This is a genomic window from Streptomyces sp. NPDC001393, assembly GCF_053597455.1.
This window is the reverse complement of sequence record NZ_JBSFIH010000010.1, coordinates 112431-129730: the sequence shown is the minus strand read 5'-3', so window position 1 is coordinate 129730 and position 17300 is coordinate 112431. Positions and strand designations below refer to the sequence as shown.

The 17300-nt window shown below is 71.5% G+C and carries 13 protein-coding genes and 2 pseudogenes; 10 read left to right on the top strand and 5 right to left on the bottom strand.

Annotated features, from left to right (window positions below; all coding sequences use genetic code 11):
* Positions 1 to 67 precede the first annotated feature (67 nt).
* From ACWC2T_RS14550 to lgt, 7 genes are all read left to right on the top strand, one after another.
* On the top strand, positions 68 to 520 hold the full coding sequence (locus ACWC2T_RS14550; RefSeq protein WP_450670705.1) for a DUF2752 domain-containing protein: 453 nt from the start codon (positions 68 to 70) through the stop codon (positions 518 to 520).
* A gap of 148 nt (positions 521 to 668) precedes the next feature.
* Entirely contained in the window at positions 669 to 1478 is an 810-nt protein-coding gene (gene trpC / locus ACWC2T_RS14545; RefSeq protein ID WP_055708900.1) for an indole-3-glycerol phosphate synthase TrpC, read from the top strand.
* Positions 1479 to 1499: 21 nt separating this feature from the next.
* A complete protein-coding gene (gene trpM, locus ACWC2T_RS14540) occupies positions 1500 to 1724 on the top strand; it encodes a tryptophan biosynthesis modulator TrpM (RefSeq protein WP_450670704.1) in 225 nt (74 codons plus the stop codon).
* 78 nt (positions 1725 to 1802) lie between these two features.
* Complete coding sequence (trpB, locus tag ACWC2T_RS14535; protein WP_450670703.1) at positions 1803 to 3086, top strand: tryptophan synthase subunit beta; 1284 nt, start codon at positions 1803 to 1805, stop codon at positions 3084 to 3086.
* Positions 3083 to 3901: a tryptophan synthase subunit alpha gene (trpA, locus tag ACWC2T_RS14530; protein ID WP_450670702.1), complete on the top strand. Its 819-nt coding sequence runs from the start codon at positions 3083 to 3085 to the stop codon at positions 3899 to 3901. The genes trpB and trpA overlap by 4 nt, the downstream gene beginning before the upstream one ends.
* A gap of 110 nt (positions 3902 to 4011) precedes the next feature.
* Positions 4012 to 4782, top strand: coding sequence for a DsbA family protein (locus ACWC2T_RS14525; RefSeq protein WP_450670701.1), 771 nt, complete (start codon positions 4012 to 4014; stop codon positions 4780 to 4782).
* A 102-nt stretch (positions 4783 to 4884) separates the two neighbouring features.
* Positions 4885 to 5844, top strand: a complete 960-nt coding sequence (lgt, locus tag ACWC2T_RS14520) for a prolipoprotein diacylglyceryl transferase (protein WP_450670700.1) — start codon at positions 4885 to 4887, stop codon at positions 5842 to 5844.
* Between the two features lie 23 nt (positions 5845 to 5867).
* Here lgt and ACWC2T_RS14515 read toward each other — a convergent pair.
* The 5 genes and pseudogenes from ACWC2T_RS14515 to ACWC2T_RS14495 all read right to left on the bottom strand — a co-directional run.
* Positions 5868 to 6348, bottom strand: a pseudogene (locus ACWC2T_RS14515) (CoA transferase); the annotation flags it as partial.
* Entirely contained in the window at positions 6345 to 7238 is an 894-nt protein-coding gene (gene rbsK / locus ACWC2T_RS14510) for a ribokinase (protein WP_450670699.1), read from the bottom strand. The gene rbsK and the pseudogene ACWC2T_RS14515, both read right to left, overlap by 4 nt.
* Complete coding sequence (locus ACWC2T_RS14505; protein WP_450670698.1) at positions 7235 to 8599, bottom strand: ADP-ribosylglycohydrolase family protein; 1365 nt, start codon at positions 8597 to 8599, stop codon at positions 7235 to 7237. The genes rbsK and ACWC2T_RS14505 overlap by 4 nt, the downstream gene beginning before the upstream one ends.
* Positions 8587 to 9456, bottom strand: coding sequence for an ADP-ribosylglycohydrolase family protein (locus ACWC2T_RS14500; protein ID WP_450670697.1), 870 nt, complete (start codon positions 9454 to 9456; stop codon positions 8587 to 8589). The genes ACWC2T_RS14505 and ACWC2T_RS14500 overlap by 13 nt, the downstream gene beginning before the upstream one ends.
* A gap of 8 nt (positions 9457 to 9464) precedes the next feature.
* Positions 9465 to 9587, bottom strand: a pseudogene (locus tag ACWC2T_RS14495) (ADP-ribosylglycohydrolase family protein); the annotation flags it as partial.
* Between the two features lie 177 nt (positions 9588 to 9764).
* Between ACWC2T_RS14495 and ACWC2T_RS14490 the strand changes: the two are divergent.
* The 3 genes from ACWC2T_RS14490 (at position 9765) to ACWC2T_RS14480 (ending at position 17039) form a co-directional block, all read left to right on the top strand.
* Complete coding sequence (locus ACWC2T_RS14490; RefSeq protein ID WP_450670696.1) at positions 9765 to 10496, top strand: VIT1/CCC1 transporter family protein; 732 nt, start codon at positions 9765 to 9767, stop codon at positions 10494 to 10496.
* A 494-nt stretch (positions 10497 to 10990) separates the two neighbouring features.
* Complete coding sequence (gene gltB, locus ACWC2T_RS14485) at positions 10991 to 15583, top strand: glutamate synthase large subunit (protein ID WP_450670695.1); 4593 nt, start codon at positions 10991 to 10993, stop codon at positions 15581 to 15583.
* The gene (locus tag ACWC2T_RS14480; RefSeq protein ID WP_450670694.1) at positions 15576 to 17039 is read left to right on the top strand and encodes a glutamate synthase subunit beta; all 1464 of its coding nucleotides are present in this window, start codon (positions 15576 to 15578) and stop codon (positions 17037 to 17039) included. Before gltB ends, ACWC2T_RS14480 begins: the two co-directional genes overlap by 8 nt.
* Positions 17040 to 17300: the final 261 nt, after the last annotated feature.

The window sequence follows — 17300 nt, the reverse complement described above, 5'->3', positions numbered from 1 at the left end:
TGCTGTGTCCGGACCCCGCGGCCGCGGGCGGCGCGCGCAGCGTCGGCCGGCGGGAGACAATGCTCGGGTGAACGCCGACAGCCGCCCGTTCCCGCGCCTCGCCCCGGCCGCCGCCCCCGGCACCACGCTGTGGCGGCGCCTGGCTGTCCCCGCCGGACTCCTCACGGCCGTGGCCGCCGCCTTCGCGTACGTCGGCGCCGTCGACCCGAACGAACCCGGTCACTACCCCGTCTGCCCGCTGTACCGGCTCACCGGCCTGTACTGCCCCGGCTGCGGCGGACTGCGCGGCGCGCACGCCTTCGTCCACGGCGACCTGCTCACCGCGCTGCGCGACAACGTGCTGGGCGTGGCCGCCTACCTGGGCTTCGCGGTGCTGTGGACCGTCTGGGTGGTCCACGCCGTGCGCGGCCGGCCGATGCGGCTGGATCCGCGGCCGGCGCACCTGTGGGGGATCGGCGCGTTGGTGCTGCTGTTCACGGCCGTCCGGAACCTGCCCTCGGGAGGCTGGCTGCATCCTTGATCACAGGTGGACGTCCAGCCAGTGGGACCGGCGTCCACCGGATGCGAGGGCTCCGCGCTCCTGCGGATACCATCGCAGTGACCACGGGTTTTCAAAACCTGGGTTCTCACAACCTGAAGGAACCACCGTCTGAAAGGGGGCCGCTCGCGTGAGTGTGCTCGACGAGATCATCGACGGAGTCCGTGCCGACCTCGCGGAGCGGCAGGCACGCGTCAGCCTCGACGAGCTCAAGGAGCGCGCGGCCAAGGCCCCCGCCGCCAAGGACGGGGTGGCCGCGCTCAAGGGCGACGGCGTCAAGGTGATCTGCGAGGTCAAGCGCTCCAGCCCCTCCAAGGGCGCGCTGGCGGCGATCGCCGACCCGGCTGGGCTCGCCGCGGACTACGAGGCGGGCGGCGCTGCCGTCATCTCCGTCCTCACCGAACAGCGCCGCTTCGGCGGCTCGCTGGCCGACCTGGAGGCCGTCCGCGCGCGCGTGGACATCCCGGTGCTCCGCAAGGACTTCATCGTCACGTCGTACCAGCTCTGGGAGGCCCGGGCGTACGGCGCCGATCTCGCGCTGCTGATCGTGGCCGCCCTGGACCAGCCGGCCCTGGAGTCGCTGATCGAGCGCGCGGTGTCGATCGGGCTCACCCCGCTGGTCGAGGTGCACGACGAGGACGAGGTCGAGCGGGCCGTGGACGCGGGCGCCAAGGTCATCGGCGTCAACGCGCGCAACCTCAAGACCCTCGAGGTCGACCGCGGCACCTTCGAGCGGGTCGCACCGGAGATCCCCGACCACATCGTCAAGGTCGCCGAATCCGGTGTCCGCGGCCCGCACGACCTGATCGCCTACGCCAACGCCGGCGCCGACGCGGTCCTGGTCGGCGAGTCCCTGGTCACGGGCCGCGACCCCAAGACCGCGGTCGCCGACCTGGTCGCCGCGGGCGAACATCCCGCGCTGCGGCACGGCCGGAGCTGATCACCCGGTAGGCTGACCCCGATGACTCCCACCATGACGACCGTCGACCGGTACGCCCGCCTGGCGCGAGGCTGCCGCCCGAGGGGCTGCCGCGCTCCGGCAAGGCGTGTCCACGGCCGTCGGGTGCGGTACGTCATCGGCGATGAGCCTGGGCAGGTAAACGGACGTCGATGGCAGCGCCCCGTCAGGGGCGCGGGGCTCTGTTTGATTTGCGGCTACCGCCGCGCGGGCGCGAGCAACCACTGACGGCCCGCGGCCAACAGACAAATCCCCGCCCCCACGGCGAATAGTGTCATTCACACGCACTCACCGTGAGGTTTCGGCATGCCCAGCACCTTCTTCTACCCCGACCCGGAGGGTCAAGTCCCCAGCGCAGAAGGCTACTTCGGCGCCTTCGGCGGCAAGTTCATCCCGGAGGCCCTCGTCGCCGCCGTGGACGAGGTCGCCGTCGAGTACGACAAGGCCAAGCACGACCCCGAGTTCGCCCGAGAGCTCGACGACCTGATGGTCAACTACACCGGCCGCCCCAGCTCCCTCACCGAGGTTCCCCGCTTCGCCGAACACGCCGGAGGCGCCCGCGTGTTCCTGAAGCGGGAAGACCTCAACCACACCGGCTCCCACAAGATCAACAACGTCCTCGGCCAGGCCCTGCTCACCAAGCGGATGGGCAAGACGCGCGTGATCGCGGAGACCGGTGCCGGACAGCACGGCGTCGCCACCGCCACCGCCTGCGCCCTGTTCGGCCTCGACTGCACCATCTACATGGGCGAGATCGACACCAAGCGCCAGGCCCTGAACGTGGCCCGCATGCGGATGCTCGGCGCCGAGGTCGTCGCCGTGAAGTCCGGCAGCCGCACCCTGAAGGACGCCATCAACGAGGCGTTCCGCGACTGGGTCGCGAACGTCGACCACACCCACTACCTGTTCGGTACGGTCGCCGGGCCGCACCCCTTCCCCGCCATGGTCCGCGACTTCCACCGCGTGATCGGCGTCGAGGCCCGCCGCCAGCTGCTTCAGCGCGCCGGGCGTCTCCCGGACGCCGCGATCGCCTGCGTCGGCGGCGGCTCCAACGCCATCGGCCTCTTCCACGCCTTCATCCCCGACGAGGGTGTCCGGCTCATCGGCTGCGAGCCGGCCGGCCACGGCATCGAGTCGGGGGAGCACGCGGCCACCCTCACCGCGGGCGAGCCCGGCATCCTGCACGGCTCCCGCTCCTACGTCCTGCAGGACGAGGAGGGCCAGATCACCGAGCCGTACTCGATCTCGGCCGGTCTGGACTACCCGGGCATCGGCCCCGAGCACTCCTACCTGAAGGACTCCGGCCGCGGCGAGTACCGCGCGATCACCGACGCCGCCGCCATGCAGGCCCTGCGCCTGCTGTCGCGTACGGAAGGCATCATCCCGGCCATCGAGAGCGCGCACGCCCTCGCCGGTGCCCTGGAGGTCGGCAAGGAGCTGGGCAGGGACGGCCTGATCGTCGTCAACCTGTCCGGCCGCGGCGACAAGGACATGGACACCGCCGCCCGCTACTTCGGCCTGTACGACGCCGACGCCGAGGTGGCCGCCGACGAAGCCGACACCGCCGAGATCGAGGGGGACGCCAAGTGAGCGGGAAGATCCAGCTGCTGTCGGACACCCTGGCCGCCGCCAAGGCCGAGGGCCGGTCCGCGCTCATCGCCTACCTCCCGGCCGGGTTCCCGACCGTGGACGGCGGCATCGAGGCGATCAAGGCCGTCTTCGACGGCGGGGCGGACGTGGTGGAGGTGGGCCTGCCGCACAGCGACCCCGTCCTCGACGGCCCGGTCATCCAGACCGCCGACGACATCGCCCTGCGCGGCGGGGTCAGGATCGCCGACGTGATGCGTACGGTCCGCGAGGCGTACGCGGCGACCGGCAAGCCCGTGCTCGTCATGACGTACTGGAACCCCATCGACCGCTACGGCGTCGAGCGGTTCACCGCCGAGCTGGCCGAGGCGGGCGGCGCCGGCTGCATCCTGCCGGACCTGCCCGTCCAGGAGTCGGCGCTGTGGCGGGAGCACGCCGAGAAGCACGGCCTCGCGACCGTCTTCGTCGTGGCGCCGAGCAGCAAGGACGAGCGGCTCGCCCAGATCACCGCGGCGGGCAGCGGCTTCGTCTACGCGGCCTCGCTGATGGGCGTCACCGGCACCCGCGAATCCGTCGGCGCGCAGGCCCAGAACCTGGTCGAGCGCACCCGTGCCACCGACACCGAGCTGCCCGTCTGCGTCGGCCTCGGCGTCTCCAACGGGGCTCAGGCCGCCGAGGTCGCCGGCTTCGCCGACGGCGTCATCGTCGGCTCGGCCTTCGTCAAGCGGATGCTCGACGCCCCGGACCACGCCTCCGGCGTCGAGGCGGTGCGCACGCTCGCCGAGGAACTGGCCAAGGGCGTGCGCGGGCAGGCGTAACCGCAGGTCACGTCCCCTGTCAGAAAATTCGCTCAGAACATTCGGTCACTCGAACGAGTGGACCTCCGGCCGGGGAGGCGCGCTGCGCCTCCCCGGTTCGTTCTGGGGGTGTGAGCGAGAAGAACCGTGACGGAAAGCGCACCGCCCGGGAGCGGCTGGCGGTCGAGCGCGAGAAGCAGAAGGCCGCTGAGAAGCGACGGCGCACGCTGATCGTGAGTGCGAGCATCGTCTGTGTCCTGGGCCTCGCGGCGGTGATCGGCATCGTCGCCGCCAACGCGGGCAAGAAGTCGAGCAGCTCGGGCCCGGTCGTGGCGCCCTCCGGCGCGCAGGGCAAGGACAGCCTGGCGGTCCCGGTCGGCAAGGACGGCGCCAAGTCGACGCTCACCATCTGGGAGGACTTCCGCTGCCCGGCCTGCCAGATGTTCGAGACGGCGTACCGGCCCACGCTGCATCAGCTGACCGACGCCGGCAAGCTCAGAATCGAGTACCACCTGGTCCGGCTGATCGACGGCAACCTCGGCGGCACCGGCTCCCTGCGCGCCGGCAACGCCGGCGCCTGCGCCCAGGACGCCGGAAAGTTCCGCGACTACCACGACGTGCTGTACGACAACCAGCCCAAGGAGACCGACGACGCCTTCGCCGGCAACGACAAGCTGATCCAGCTGGCGGGCAAGGTGAAGGGCCTCGACACCCCCGCCTTCCAGAAGTGCGTCAAGGACGGCACCCACGACAGCTGGGTGAACAAGTCCAACAAGGCCTTCCAGACCGGCGGCTTCAGCTCCACGCCCACGGTCCTGTTCGGCGGCAAGAACATCTACCAGGACCAGACCCTGACCCCGGCCAAGCTCAAGCAGATGGTGGAGGCCGCCGACCGCGGGTGAGGATCTTGCCTCCCACGTCGGCTTTTCTCACGCCCCCGTTATGGACCCGTAGCCGGGCTGCTTGCCGTCACCACGGCCCGGCAGGGTAGCGTCGGACTTGCCATGGAACTTGCCTACATTCCCAGCCCGTCGCGCGGGGTGCTGTATCTCGGCCCCATCCCGCTGCGCGGCTACGCCTTCTGCATCATCATCGGCGTCTTCGTCGCCGTCTGGCTCGGCAACAAGCGCTGGATCGCCCGCGGCGGGCGGGCCGGCACCGTCGCCGACATCGCGGTCTGGGCTGTGCCGTTCGGCCTGGTCGGCGGTCGGCTGTACCACGTGATCACGGACTACGAGCTGTACTTCAGCCCGGGCCGTGACTGGGTGGACGCCTTCAAGGTGTGGCAGGGCGGCCTGGGCATCTGGGGCGCGATCGCGCTCGGCGCGCTCGGCGCGTGGATCGGCGCACGGCGCCGGGGCATCCCGATGCCGGCCTACGCCGACGCCGTCGCGCCCGGCATCGCGTTCGCACAGGCCATCGGCCGCTGGGGCAACTGGTTCAACCAGGAGCTGTACGGCCGTGAGACGCATGTTCCCTGGGCCCTGCACATCACCTCCTCCGAGGGCGGCCGGGTGCCGGGCTACTACCACCCGACCTTCCTGTACGAGTCCCTGTGGTGCATCGGCGTGGCTCTCCTGGTCATCTGGGCCGACCGCCGCTTCACGCTGGGCCATGGCCGGGCGTTCGCCCTGTACGTCGCCGCGTACTGCGTGGGCCGCGGGTGGATCGAGTACATGCGCGTGGACGACGCGCACCACATCCTGGGCCTCCGCCTGAACGACTGGACCGCGCTGATCGTGTTCCTGCTGGCGGTGACGTACATCGTGGTCTCGTCCAGGAAACGGCCCGGCAGGGAAGCCGTGGTCGAACCCGGGGCCGTCGACGACGTGCCCGGTGACGAGCCGACCGCTGCCGACGAGCACGGGGACGGGGACAAGGCCGAGCAGGATGCCCTGGAGGCGAAGGCGAAGGCGGAGGCCGAGGCGAAGGACGAGGCCGAGTCGGCCACGAAGAAGAGCTGACCGCTGGGTGGCGTGCCACGGTTGCCGGTGCGCTCCCATGCGGCCAGGGCGGTGAGCACGGCGTAGGCGGTCGCCAGGCCCGCGACCGAGTCCGCGAGCCCCAAGGGCGGGAGTGTGGGCGGCGCGTCCGGTGCGCCGGTGATCGCGGCGAAGCCGCTCGTCGCCTCGGCGAGGGTGCCGAAGCCGGGCCGGTGCGCGTACGACCCGAACTGGCCGAAGGCCGTGACCCGGGCGAGGACCAGCCGGGGGTTGGCGGCCGCCAGCTGCGCCCAGCCCGGCTCCCACTTCTCCAAGGTCCCCGGGCGGAAGTTCTCGATCACCACGTCGGCGGTGGCGGCGAGCCGGAGCAGGACACCACAGGCCGACAGCATGCTTGGCCGGGCCGTGCCCGCGGGAGGTGTCGGGCCGCTCCGGATGCTCGACCTTGATCACCTCGGCGCCGAAGAGGGCCGCGAGGTCCAGCACCCGCAGGCCCGACAGCGGCGAGCGCGTCGTCGCGGTCATGCGGTGCACTGGGCGTCGATCTCCGGGCGGTACGGCATCGACGCCGACGCCCCGGCCCGCTGCACGGAGATCGCCGCGGCGGCCGCCGCCCAGGACAGGGCCTCCCGGACCGGTTTCTCCTCGGCGAGGGCCACCGCGAGCGCGCCGACGAAGGTGTCACCGGCGCCCGTGGAGTCGACGGCGGTCACCTTCGGCGCCGGGACCACCAGCGGGTCGGTGCCCCGGGCCAGACAGAGGCTGCCCGCGGCACCCAGGGTGACGACGACCTGCGGCACCAGTTCCAGCAGAGCGGCGGCGGCCTCGCGCGGGTCGGTGCGGCCGGTGAGGGTGACCGCCTCGTACTCGTTGGGCACCAACAGGTCGGTCGCGGCGAGGAGTTCGGGCGGCAGCGGCTGGGCGGGGGAGGGGGTGAGGACCGTACGGACCCCGTGCCGGCGCGCCGCGGCCGCGCCCAGGACGACCGCGCGCAGCGGGATCTCCAGCTGGAGCAGCAGGGTGTCGGCGGAGGCGATCAGGCCCTCGTCGCCGGGGGAGAGGTGGTCGACGGTGCCGTTCGCGCCGGGGATGACGACGATGGAGTTGGCGCCCTCGTCGTCCACCACGATGTGCGCGGTGCCGGACGGGCCCTCGACCGTGCGCAGGAAGTCGGTGTCCACGCCGGAGTGCTCGAGGGTGTCGCGCAGTCGCAGACCGAAGGCGTCATTGCCGACCGCGCCGATCATCGAGACGGTGGCGCCGGCGCGGGCCGCGGCGATCGCCTGATTGGCTCCCTTGCCGCCGGGGATCGTGTGGAACTCCCGTCCCGTCACGGTCTCGCCGCGCTGCGGGGCCTTCGCGACATAGGTGACGAGGTCCATGTTCGTGCTGCCGAGGACGACGATGTGGGTCATGGGCGGGTCGCCTCCAGGTGGGTGAGAAGGGCGAGGGTGTCGAAGCCAGTGCCGTCGAAGTCGCCGACGGTGGTGGCGAGCCGGTTCTTCAGCGGGGCGCGCCAGTGGTCGGGGATCGCGTCCGGGGTGCCCGCGAGCAGACCCGCGATGCTGCCGGCCGTGGCGCCGTTGGAATCGGTGTCCCAACCGCCCGACACGGCACGGCAGATGGAGCCGGTGAAGTCGCCGTCGGCGTGGGTGAGGGCGGCGGTGAGCAGGGCGGTGTTGGGGATCGCGTGCACCCAGTGGTGGGCGGGGGAGTAGCGGGCGTGGAGCGCGTCCACGATGTCGTCGAAGTCCTCGTGGGACTCGGCCAGCCGGACGGCGTGGTCGATCGCCCGCGCGAGCCGGGAGCGGGGCGGGAGCACCCGGCGGCCGGCGCGCAGGCAGGCGTGGACGTCCTGGCCCCCGGTGGCGGCGGTGGCGATGACGGCGGCCGTGAACATCGCCGCGTAGACGCCGTTGGCGGTGTGGGTCAGGACGGCGTCGCGGTGGGCCTGTCCGGCGGCGGCGGCCGGGTCGCCGGCATGGGTCCAGCCGTGCACGTCGGCGCGGATCCGGGCGCCGTTCCACTCGCGGAAGGGGTTGCGGTGGCGGGCGGTGTGCGGGGGTTCGATGCCGGTGAGGAGGTTGCGGTAGGCGACGCGTTCGGCGGTGAAGGTACGGCCGGGCGGGAGTTCGTCCAGCCAGAGCCGGGCCACGTCGGCGGTGCTGAAGGTCCTGCCGTGCCGGCGCAGGAGCAGCAGGTTCAGCAGGGGGTGGTTCAGGTCGTCGTCCTCGGGCATGCCGTCGATGTTCTCGGCGAGGGAGGTGGCGGCCGAGCGGCGGTTCCAGGGGTGTTGCGCGAGGAGGTTCTCAGGGACGCCGTGTGCCGTGAAGTAGGTGGTGAGGGGCCAGTTTCCGGCTGCGCGGGCGAGGGCGCGGATGCCGTCGAGGGGGATCTTCTCGACGGGCTTGCCGAGGAGACACCCGATGGCCCGGCCCAGCCAGGCGGCTTCGAGGGCCTGCGGGGTGGGCGCGGGCCGCGACGGCGGCGGCGTCGGCCAGTCCGGGCACAGGGACCTGATGCGGGCGAGGTCGGTCGGCTCGTCGTGGGACAAGCCGCTGGGGAGGTCGGCCAGTTCGTCCAGCAGGTCTTCGGCCAACAGGCGCAGGTACCGCGAGACGCCGTGGGCGGACGCGCCCGCCCGGGGTGGTGCGTCCGGGCCGCCCGCGGCCCGCCAGCGTGCCTCGATCGCCGACGGCTCCCGCCCGTCCAGGCGGGCCTGGCGCAGCTCGTGGCCGAGCAGGTCCTCCGGCTGGACCCAGGTCAGTCGGAGCATGCGGGGCCTCCCAGGGCCGTGAACGCCCGCTCGTGCACGCGCCGCCTGCGCACGTCCCGCCGGAAGACCTCCCGCGCGACCTCGGTGAGCGTGCGGGCCGGCGCCCACAGGTCCAGCCGGTCGGCCTCCGCCACCGACTTCGCCCAGTCCTCCGGGACGGGCGAGCCCAGGGCACCCGCGAGGGCGCCGGCCATCGTCGCGATCGAGTCGCCGTCGCGGCCGTAGTCGACCGCGCCGAGCACGGCGTTCCGGTGGTCGCCGCCGGAGACCACCAACATGCCCAGGGCGATGGGTAGTTCCTCGATCGCGTGCAGCCGGGAGGGGTGGCGGGCGGCCAGTGAGGGCGCGCGGTGGTCCGGACCGACGGTGTCGTACGGGGCCACCGCCGCGCGCAGGGGCCACAGCGCCGACTCGAAGTCCCGGTACCGTACGGCGGTTTCGCAGACCTTCTCGATCGCCTCGCGCGTGCCGTCCTTCGCCAGGGACAGGCACGCGGCGACGACCGAGTCCGGGCTCGCGCCCGGGGTCGCGGCGGCGGCGACGGCCGCGTTGACCAGCCCCACGGGGGCCATGTACATCGCCGCGCCGCAGTTGACGATGTTGCCGGCGCCCGCCTCCCGGGGGTCGGCGTGACCGCCCTTGTGGTACGGGGCGATGGGGCGGGCGGTGCGCCAGGAGACGCCGTGCCAGGGGCCGACGATGCCGTGGACGCGGCCGTCGTGGCGCTCGGCGATCTGGTCGGGGGAGTACCCCTCGACCGGGCCGCCGAGGGCGCCGGTGATCCTCTCCTCGAGACCGAGCGGGGATGGTCGGCCGCTTTCCTGTTCTTTGAGCCCTTTGGGCTCTTTGGGCGTCATGCCCCGAATCATCCTCCTGGGCGGACCGGCTGTGCGGCTTCCCGGAGTCCGGCGAGTTGCACCAGGTCGGTGCCGGTGAGGCGGGGCAGGGCGCAGCCGGACAGGGTGCGGCAGGCGTCCCGCCAGTTCGCGTCACTCTCTTGGCATCTGAGCTTGATTATGCACGGATGAGCAAATGAGGGTAAAGGCGCAGGTTAGCCCAGCCTTTCCTTGCTGGCGGGAGCGGCGGAAGAGGCGTAGGTTCAGTTTCGTCGAAAAGTAGAACTCGTCCAAAGTTAGCCTTGGCTAAGCTATCCGGGGGGTCCGCCATGGCCATCATCGAAACCCAGGCCGCGCTGCACGAGGCGCACCGTGACAACCACACCCACCGCGATGTCAACGGAGGGTGGCTGCGGCCCGCCGTCTTCGGTGCCATGGACGGGCTGGTCTCCAACCTCGCCCTGATGACGGGTGTGGCCGGTGGGTCCGTGAGCCAGCAGACCATTGTCATCACCGGGCTCGCGGGGCTGGCGGCGGGTGCCTTCTCCATGGCGGCCGGCGAGTACACCTCGGTCGCCTCCCAGCGGGAGCTGGTCGAGGCCGAGCTCGATGTCGAGCGCCGTGAGCTGCGCAAGCATCCGCAGGACGAGGAGGACGAGCTCGCGGCGCTGTATGTCGCCCGGGGGGTGGAGCCCGACCTGGCCCGGGAGGTCGCGCGGCAGCTGTCCAGGGATCCCGAGCAGGCCCTGGAGATCCACGCCCGCGAGGAACTGGGCATCGACCCCGGCGATCTGCCCTCGCCGCTGGTCGCCGCCGTCTCCTCCTTCGGCTCCTTCGCGCTCGGCGCCCTGCTGCCCGTGCTGCCGTTCCTGCTCGGTGCGACCGCCTTGTGGCCCACCGTGCTGCTCGCACTCGCCGGGCTCTTCGGCTGCGGCGCCGTGGTGGCCAAGGTGACCGCGCGGAGCTGGTGGTACAGCGGTCTTAGGCAGCTCGCGCTGGGCGGCGCGGCGGCCGGTGTGACGTACGCCCTGGGTGCCCTGTTCGGAACAGCCGTAGGATAGCCTCGTCGGCACTTATGCGTTGGGCCGCATAAGTAACCGCCAAAGCCTCGTTACTCGCTGGTTTCGACCGCGTGACCACCGGGCATGAGCCGTAAGCGCTGTGGGCAATGAAGCCTGCCGCACCCCCGCGGGGTGAGTGAAGCCGCTCCCCCCGCCCCCATCGGGCCGCCGGACGCCGATCCGATCGATCTCGTCCGTTCGGTCCCCTTCACACGTTCGCCGTCACCGCGCGGCACCCCGGGCCGTCACGCGCGGCCCGCCGCCTCCGCGCGGCACCCAGCCGTCATACGCGGCATCCAGCCGCCGGCGGCACCCCGCCGCCACCGTGCGGCACCTCCGCCACGGACCCCGTGGCGTCCGCATGTTGGAACGGTCTATCCGCTTCCCGGGAACCGCCCCATCATGTAACCTGCACGAAATTTTGAGATCACGCAGAGGGCCAACGTCGTCCCTCGGCACCTGCCACATGCCTGATGACGACGACGGGAGAGCCGATGCGTACGCCGCGCCAGCCGTCCCAGCACTCCGCGAATGGCCAGAACTGGTCCTTCATGGATGCTCGCCCTGCTGCGCAGGGTATGTACGACCCCCGCAACGAACACGACGCCTGTGGCGTCGGTTTCGTCGCCACCCTCACCGGCGAGGCGTCCCACACGCTTGTCGAGCAGGCACTCACCGTCCTGCGTAACCTGGAGCACCGCGGTGCCACCGGCTCCGAGCCCGACTCGGGGGACGGCGCCGGCATCCTCTCCCAGGTGCCCGACGCCTTCTTCCGCGAAGTGGCCGGATTCGACCTTCCCGCAGCGGGCTCCTACGCGGTGGGCATCGCCTTCCTGCCGGAGGAGGGGACCGCTGACGCCGTCTCGAAGATCGAGACGATCGCCGGCGAGGAGGACCTCACCGTCCTCGGCTGGCGTGAGGTCCCCGTCGCGCCCGAGCTGCTCGGCGCCACCGCCCGCTCCACCATGCCGGCCTTCCGGCAGATCTTCGTCACCGACCACGCCAGCGAGGGCATCGCGCTGGACCGCAAGGCCTTCGTGCTGCGCAAGCGCGCCGAGCGCGAGGCCGGTGTCTACTTCCCGTCGCTGTCCGCGCGCACCATCGTGTACAAGGGCATGCTGACCACCGGCCAGCTGGAGCCCTTCTTCCCGGACCTGTCCGACCGCCGCTTCGCCTCCGCGATCGCGCTCGTGCACTCCCGGTTCTCCACGAACACCTTCCCGTCGTGGCCGCTCGCCCACCCGTACCGCTTCGTCGCGCACAACGGTGAGATCAACACCGTCAAGGGCAACCGCAACTGGATGCGCGCCCGCGAGTCGCAGCTGGTCTCCGACCTGTTCGGCGACAAGGGCCTGGAGCGCGTCTTCCCGGTCTGCACGCCGGACGCCTCCGACTCCGCCTCCTTCGACGAGGTGCTGGAGCTGCTGCACCTGGGCGGCCGTTCGCTGCCGCACTCCGTGCTGATGATGATCCCGGAGGCGTGGGAGAACCACGACTCCATGGACCCGGCCCGGCGCGCCTTCTACGGCTTCCACTCCACGATGATGGAGCCCTGGGACGGCCCCGCCTGCGTCACCTTCACCGACGGCACCCAGGTCGGCGCCGTGCTCGACCGCAACGGCCTGCGCCCCGGCCGCTACTGGGTCACCGACGACGGCCTCGTCGTCCTCGGCTCCGAGGTCGGCGTCCTCGACATCGACCCGGCCAAGGTCGTCCGCAAGGGCCGCCTCCAGCCCGGCAAGATGTTCCTCGTCGACACCGCCGAGCACCGCATCATCGAGGACGACGAGATCAAGGCGACCCTCGCCGCCGAGAAGCCGTACGCCGAGTGGCTGGAGGCCGGCGAGATCGAGCTGAGCGACCTGCCCGAGCGCGAGCACATCGTCCACACCCACGCCTCGGTCACCCGCCGCCAGCAGACCTTCGGCTACACCGAGGAGGAGCTGCGCGTCATCCTCGCGCCGATGGCCCGCACCGGCGCCGAGCCGATCGGCTCCATGGGCACCGACTCCCCGATCGCGGCCCTGTCCGAGCGCCCGCGGCTCCTCTTCGACTACTTCACCCAGCTGTTCGCGCAGGTCACCAACCCGCCGCTGGACGCGATCCGCGAGGAGCTGGTCACCTCCCTGCGCTCGTCGCTGGGCCCGCAGGGCAACCTGCTCGACCCGACCGCCGCGTCCTGCCGGTCCGTCGTACTGCCCTTCCCGGTGATCGACAACGACGAGCTGGCCAAGCTCATCCACATCAACGCCGACGGCGACATGCCCGGCTTCAAGGCTGCGACCCTCTCCGGCCTGTACCGGGTCTCCGGCGGCGGTGACGCGCTCGCCGCGCGCATCGAGGAGATCTGCGCCGAGGCCGACGCCGCCATCGACAACGGCGCCCGCCTGATCGTCCTGTCCGACCGCCACTCCGACGCCGAGCACGCGCCGATCCCCTCGCTGCTGCTCACCGCGGCCGTCCACCACCACCTCATCCGCACCAAGCAGCGCACCCACGTGGGCCTGCTGGTCGAGGCCGGCGACGTCCGCGAGGTCCACCACGTCGCGCTGCTGATCGGCTATGGCGCCGCAGCGGTGAACCCTTACCTGGCGATGGAGTCGGTCGAGGACCTGCTGCGCGCCGGCACCTTCCTGAACGGCCTGGAGCCGGAGAAGGCCATCAAGAACCTGATCTACGCGCTCGGCAAGGGCGTGCTCAAGGTCATGTCGAAGATGGGCATCTCCACCGTCGCCTCCTACCGCGGCGCCCAGGTCTTCGAGGCCGTCGGCCTGGACGAGGCCTTCGTCGAGAAGTACTTCAACGGCACCACCACCAAGATCGGCGGCGTCGGCATCGACGTCATCGCGAAGGAGGTCGCCGCCCGCCACGCCAAGGCCTACCCGGCCTCCGGCATCGCCCCCGCGCACCGCGCGCTGGAGATCGGCGGCGAGTACCAGTGGCGCCGCGAGGGCGAGCCGCACCTGTTCGACCCGGAGACGGTCTTCCGCCTGCAGCACTCCACCCGCACGGGCCGCTACGACATCTTCAAGAAGTACACGTCCCGCGTGAACGAGCAGTCCGAGCGCCTGATGACGCTGCGCGGCCTGTTCGGCTTCAAGTCCGAGCGGCAGCCGATCTCCATCGACGAGGTCGAGCCCGCCAGCGAGATCGTCAAGCGGTTCTCGACCGGCGCGATGTCGTACGGCTCCATCTCCAAGGAGGCGCACGAGACCCTCGCCATCGCCATGAACCAGCTGGGCGGCAAGTCCAACACCGGTGAGGGCGGCGAGGACCCGGAGCGCCTGTACGACCCGGCGCGCCGCTCGGCGATCAAGCAGGTCGCCTCCGGCCGCTTCGGCGTGACCTCCGAGTACCTGGTCAACGCGGACGACATCCAGATCAAGATGGCCCAGGGTGCCAAGCCCGGCGAGGGCGGCCAGCTGCCCGGCCACAAGGTCTACCCGTGGGTCGCGAAGACGCGTCACTCGACGCCGGGCGTGGGCCTGATCTCCCCGCCTCCGCACCACGACATCTACTCCATCGAGGACCTGGCCCAGCTGATCCACGACCTCAAGAACGCCAACCCGGCGGCACGTATCCACGTGAAGCTGGTCTCCGAGGTCGGCGTCGGCACGGTCGCGGCCGGTGTGTCCAAGGCACACGCGGACGTCGTGCTCATCTCCGGCCACGACGGCGGCACGGGCGCCTCGCCGCTCACCTCGCTGAAGCACGCGGGCGGCCCCTGGGAGCTCGGCCTCGCCGAGACCCAGCAGACCCTGCTGCTCAACGGCCTGCGCGACCGGATCGTCGTGCAGACGGACGGCCAGCTGAAGACCGGCCGTGACGTGGTCATCGCCGCGCTGCTCGGCGCCGAGGAGTTCGGTTTCGCGACCGCTCCGCTCGTCGTCTCCGGCTGCGTGATGATGCGCGTCTGCCACCTGGACACCTGCCCGGTCGGCATCGCCACCCAGAACCCGGTCCTGCGCGACCGCTTCGCCGGCAAGGCCGAGTACGTGGTGAACTTCTTCCAGTTCATCGCCGAGGAGGTCCGCGAGCTGCTGGCCGAGCTGGGCTTCCGCTCCATCGAGGAGGCCGTCGGCCACGCCGAGGTGCTGGACGTCGAGCGCGCGGTCGACCACTGGAAGGCGCAGGGCCTGGACCTTCAGCCGCTGTTCCACGTGCCGGACCTGCCCGAGGGCGCGGTGCGCCACCAGCTGATCGAGCAGGACCACGGCCTGGAGAAGGCCCTGGACAACGAGCTGATCAAGCTGGCCGCCGACGCCCTGGCCGCATCGGACGCCACCGAGGCACAGCCGGTGCGCGCCCAGGTCGCCATCCGCAACATCAACCGCACGGTCGGCACCATGCTCGGCCACGAGGTGACGAAGAAGTTCGGCGGCGCGGGCCTGCCCGACGACACCATCGACATCACCTTCACCGGCTCCGCCGGCCAGTCCTTCGGCGCGTTCCTGCCGCGCGGTGTCACGCTGCGCCTGGAGGGCGACGCCAACGACTACGTCGGCAAGGGCCTCTCCGGCGGCCGAGTCGTCGTCCGCCCCGACCGCGCGGCCGACCACCTCGCCGAGTACTCGACCATCGCGGGCAACACCATCGCCTACGGCGCCACCGGCGGCGAGCTGTTCCTGCGCGGCCGTACCGGTGAGCGGTTCTGCGTGCGCAACTCCGGCGCGCTGGTCGTCTCCGAGGGCGTGGGCGACCACGGCTGCGAGTACATGACCGGCGGTCGCGCGGTGGTCCTCGGCCCGACCGGCCGCAACTTCGCGGCGGGCATGTCCGGCGGCATCGCCTACGTCATCGACCTCGACCGCGACAACGTCAACGCCGGCAACGCCGGCTCGGTCGAGACGCTGGACGACACCGACAAGCAGTGGCTGCACGACGTGGTGCGCCGCCACGCCGAGGAGACCGGCTCGACGGTCGCCGAGAAGCTGCTCGCCGACTGGGACCAGGCTGTGGAGCGGTTCAGCAAGATCATCCCCAGCACGTACAAGGCAGTGCTCGCCGCCAAGGACGCCGCCGAGCGAGCCGGTCTGACCGAGACGGAGATCACCGAGAAGATGATGGAGGCGGCGATCAATGGCTGACCCGAAGGGCTTCCTGAACCACGGCCGCGAGGTCGCCAAGACCCGTCCCGTCGGTGAGCGAGTCAAGGACTGGAACGAGGTCTACGTCCCCGGCTCCCTGCTGCCCATCATCAGCAAGCAGGCCAGCCGCTGCATGGACTGCGGCATCCCGTTCTGCCACAACGGCTGTCCGCTGGGGAACCTGATCCCCGAGTGGAACGACTACGCCTACCGCGAGGACTGGGCCGCCGCCCAGGAGCGCCTGCACGCGACCAACAACTTCCCGGAGTTCACCGGTCGCCTCTGCCCGGCCCCCTGCGAGTCGGCCTGTGTGCTCGGCATCAACCAGCCGCCGGTCACCATCAAGAACGTCGAGGTCTCGATCATCGACAAGGCGTGGGAGACCGGGGACGTCGCCCCGCAGATCCCGGAGCGCCTGTCCGGCAAGACGGTCGCGGTCATCGGCTCGGGCCCGGCGGGCCTCGCCGCCGCCCAGCAGCTGACCCGGGCCGGCCACACGGTCGCCGTCTACGAGCGCGCGGACCGCGTCGGAGGCCTCCTGCGGTACGGCATCCCCGAGTTCAAGATGGAGAAGCGGCACATCAACCGCCGTATCGAGCAGATGCGCGCGGAGGGCACCCGCTTCCGCACCGGCATCGAGATCGGCCGCGACCTGAAGGCGACGGACCTGAAGAAGCGGTACGACGCCGTGGTCCTGGCCGTCGGCGCGACGACCGCCCGTGACCTGCCGGTGCCGGGCCGCGAGCTCAAGGGCATCCACCAGGCGATGGAGTACCTGCCCCTGGCCAACAAGGTCCAGGAGGGCGACTACGTCACCTCGCCGATCTCGGCCGAGGGCAAGCACGTCGTCGTCATCGGCGGCGGTGACACCGGCGCGGACTGCGTGGGCACCGCCCACCGCCAGGGCGCGGCCTCCGTCACCCAGCTGGAGATCATGCCCCGCCCGAACGACGAGCGGCACCCGACCAACCAGCCCTGGCCGACCTTCCCGATCCTCTACAAGGTCACCTCGGCCCACGAGGAGGGCGGCGAGCGGATCTACGCCGCCTCCACCACCCACTTCGAGGGCGACGAGGACGGCAACGTGCAGTGGCTGCACCTGGCCGAGGTCGAGTTCGTCGACGGCAAGCTGACCTCCAAGCCGGGCACCGAGCGCAGGATCCCGGCCCAGCTGGTCACCCTCGCCATGGGCTTCACCGGCACCGACCGGGAGAACGGCCTGGTGGAGCAGTTCGGCCTGGACCTCGACGAGCGCGGTAACATCGCCCGCGACGCCGACTTCCAGACCAACGTGCCGGGCGTGTTCGTCGCCGGTGACGCCGGCCGCGGCCAGTCCCTCATCGTGTGGGCGATCGCGGAGGGCCGCTCGGCCGCCCGCGGTGTCGACCGGTTCCTGACCGGTGCCAGCGACCTGCCGGCCCCGATCCGCCCGACCGACCGCGCCCTGGCGGTCTGACGGCCACCCCGAAGAACGTCCCGTACAACGGCGTACGGAACACCGAACGACGCCTGCCCTGTCCCCGACCGGACCCGGGCAGGCGTCGTTGCATGTCCGGCACCCGGCCGGCCGCGATCGGGTTCCCGGACACAGGTCACCAGCGGTACGGCGCTGATCCGGCCGCCGAACGCCGTGCGCGCCTGCCGGACCGGCCGCGCGCCCACAGGACCAAGTGATCACATAAGCGGCCTGTCCGCGCACCTGGACGACGACGGCCGG

Excerpts from the sequence above, each read along its gene's own strand:
- lgt (WP_450670700.1), top strand. The coding sequence starts at position 4,885 with ATGGAACTTGCCTACATTCCCAGCCCGTCGCGCGGGGTGCTGTATCTC.
- ACWC2T_RS14480 (WP_450670694.1), top strand. The coding sequence starts at position 15,576 with ATGGCTGACCCGAAGGGCTTCCTGAACCACGGCCGCGAGGTCGCCAAG.
- trpM (WP_450670704.1), top strand. The coding sequence starts at position 1,500 with ATGACTCCCACCATGACGACCGTCGACCGGTACGCCCGCCTGGCGCGA.
- rbsK (WP_450670699.1), bottom strand. The coding sequence starts at position 7,238 with ATGACCCACATCGTCGTCCTCGGCAGCACGAACATGGACCTCGTCACC.
- ACWC2T_RS14490 (WP_450670696.1), top strand. The coding sequence starts at position 9,765 with ATGGCCATCATCGAAACCCAGGCCGCGCTGCACGAGGCGCACCGTGAC.
- gltB (WP_450670695.1), top strand. The coding sequence starts at position 10,991 with ATGCGTACGCCGCGCCAGCCGTCCCAGCACTCCGCGAATGGCCAGAAC.
- ACWC2T_RS14500 (WP_450670697.1), bottom strand. The coding sequence starts at position 9,456 with ATGACGCCCAAAGAGCCCAAAGGGCTCAAAGAACAGGAAAGCGGCCGA.
- ACWC2T_RS14505 (WP_450670698.1), bottom strand. The coding sequence starts at position 8,599 with ATGCTCCGACTGACCTGGGTCCAGCCGGAGGACCTGCTCGGCCACGAG.
- trpB (WP_450670703.1), top strand. The coding sequence starts at position 1,803 with ATGCCCAGCACCTTCTTCTACCCCGACCCGGAGGGTCAAGTCCCCAGC.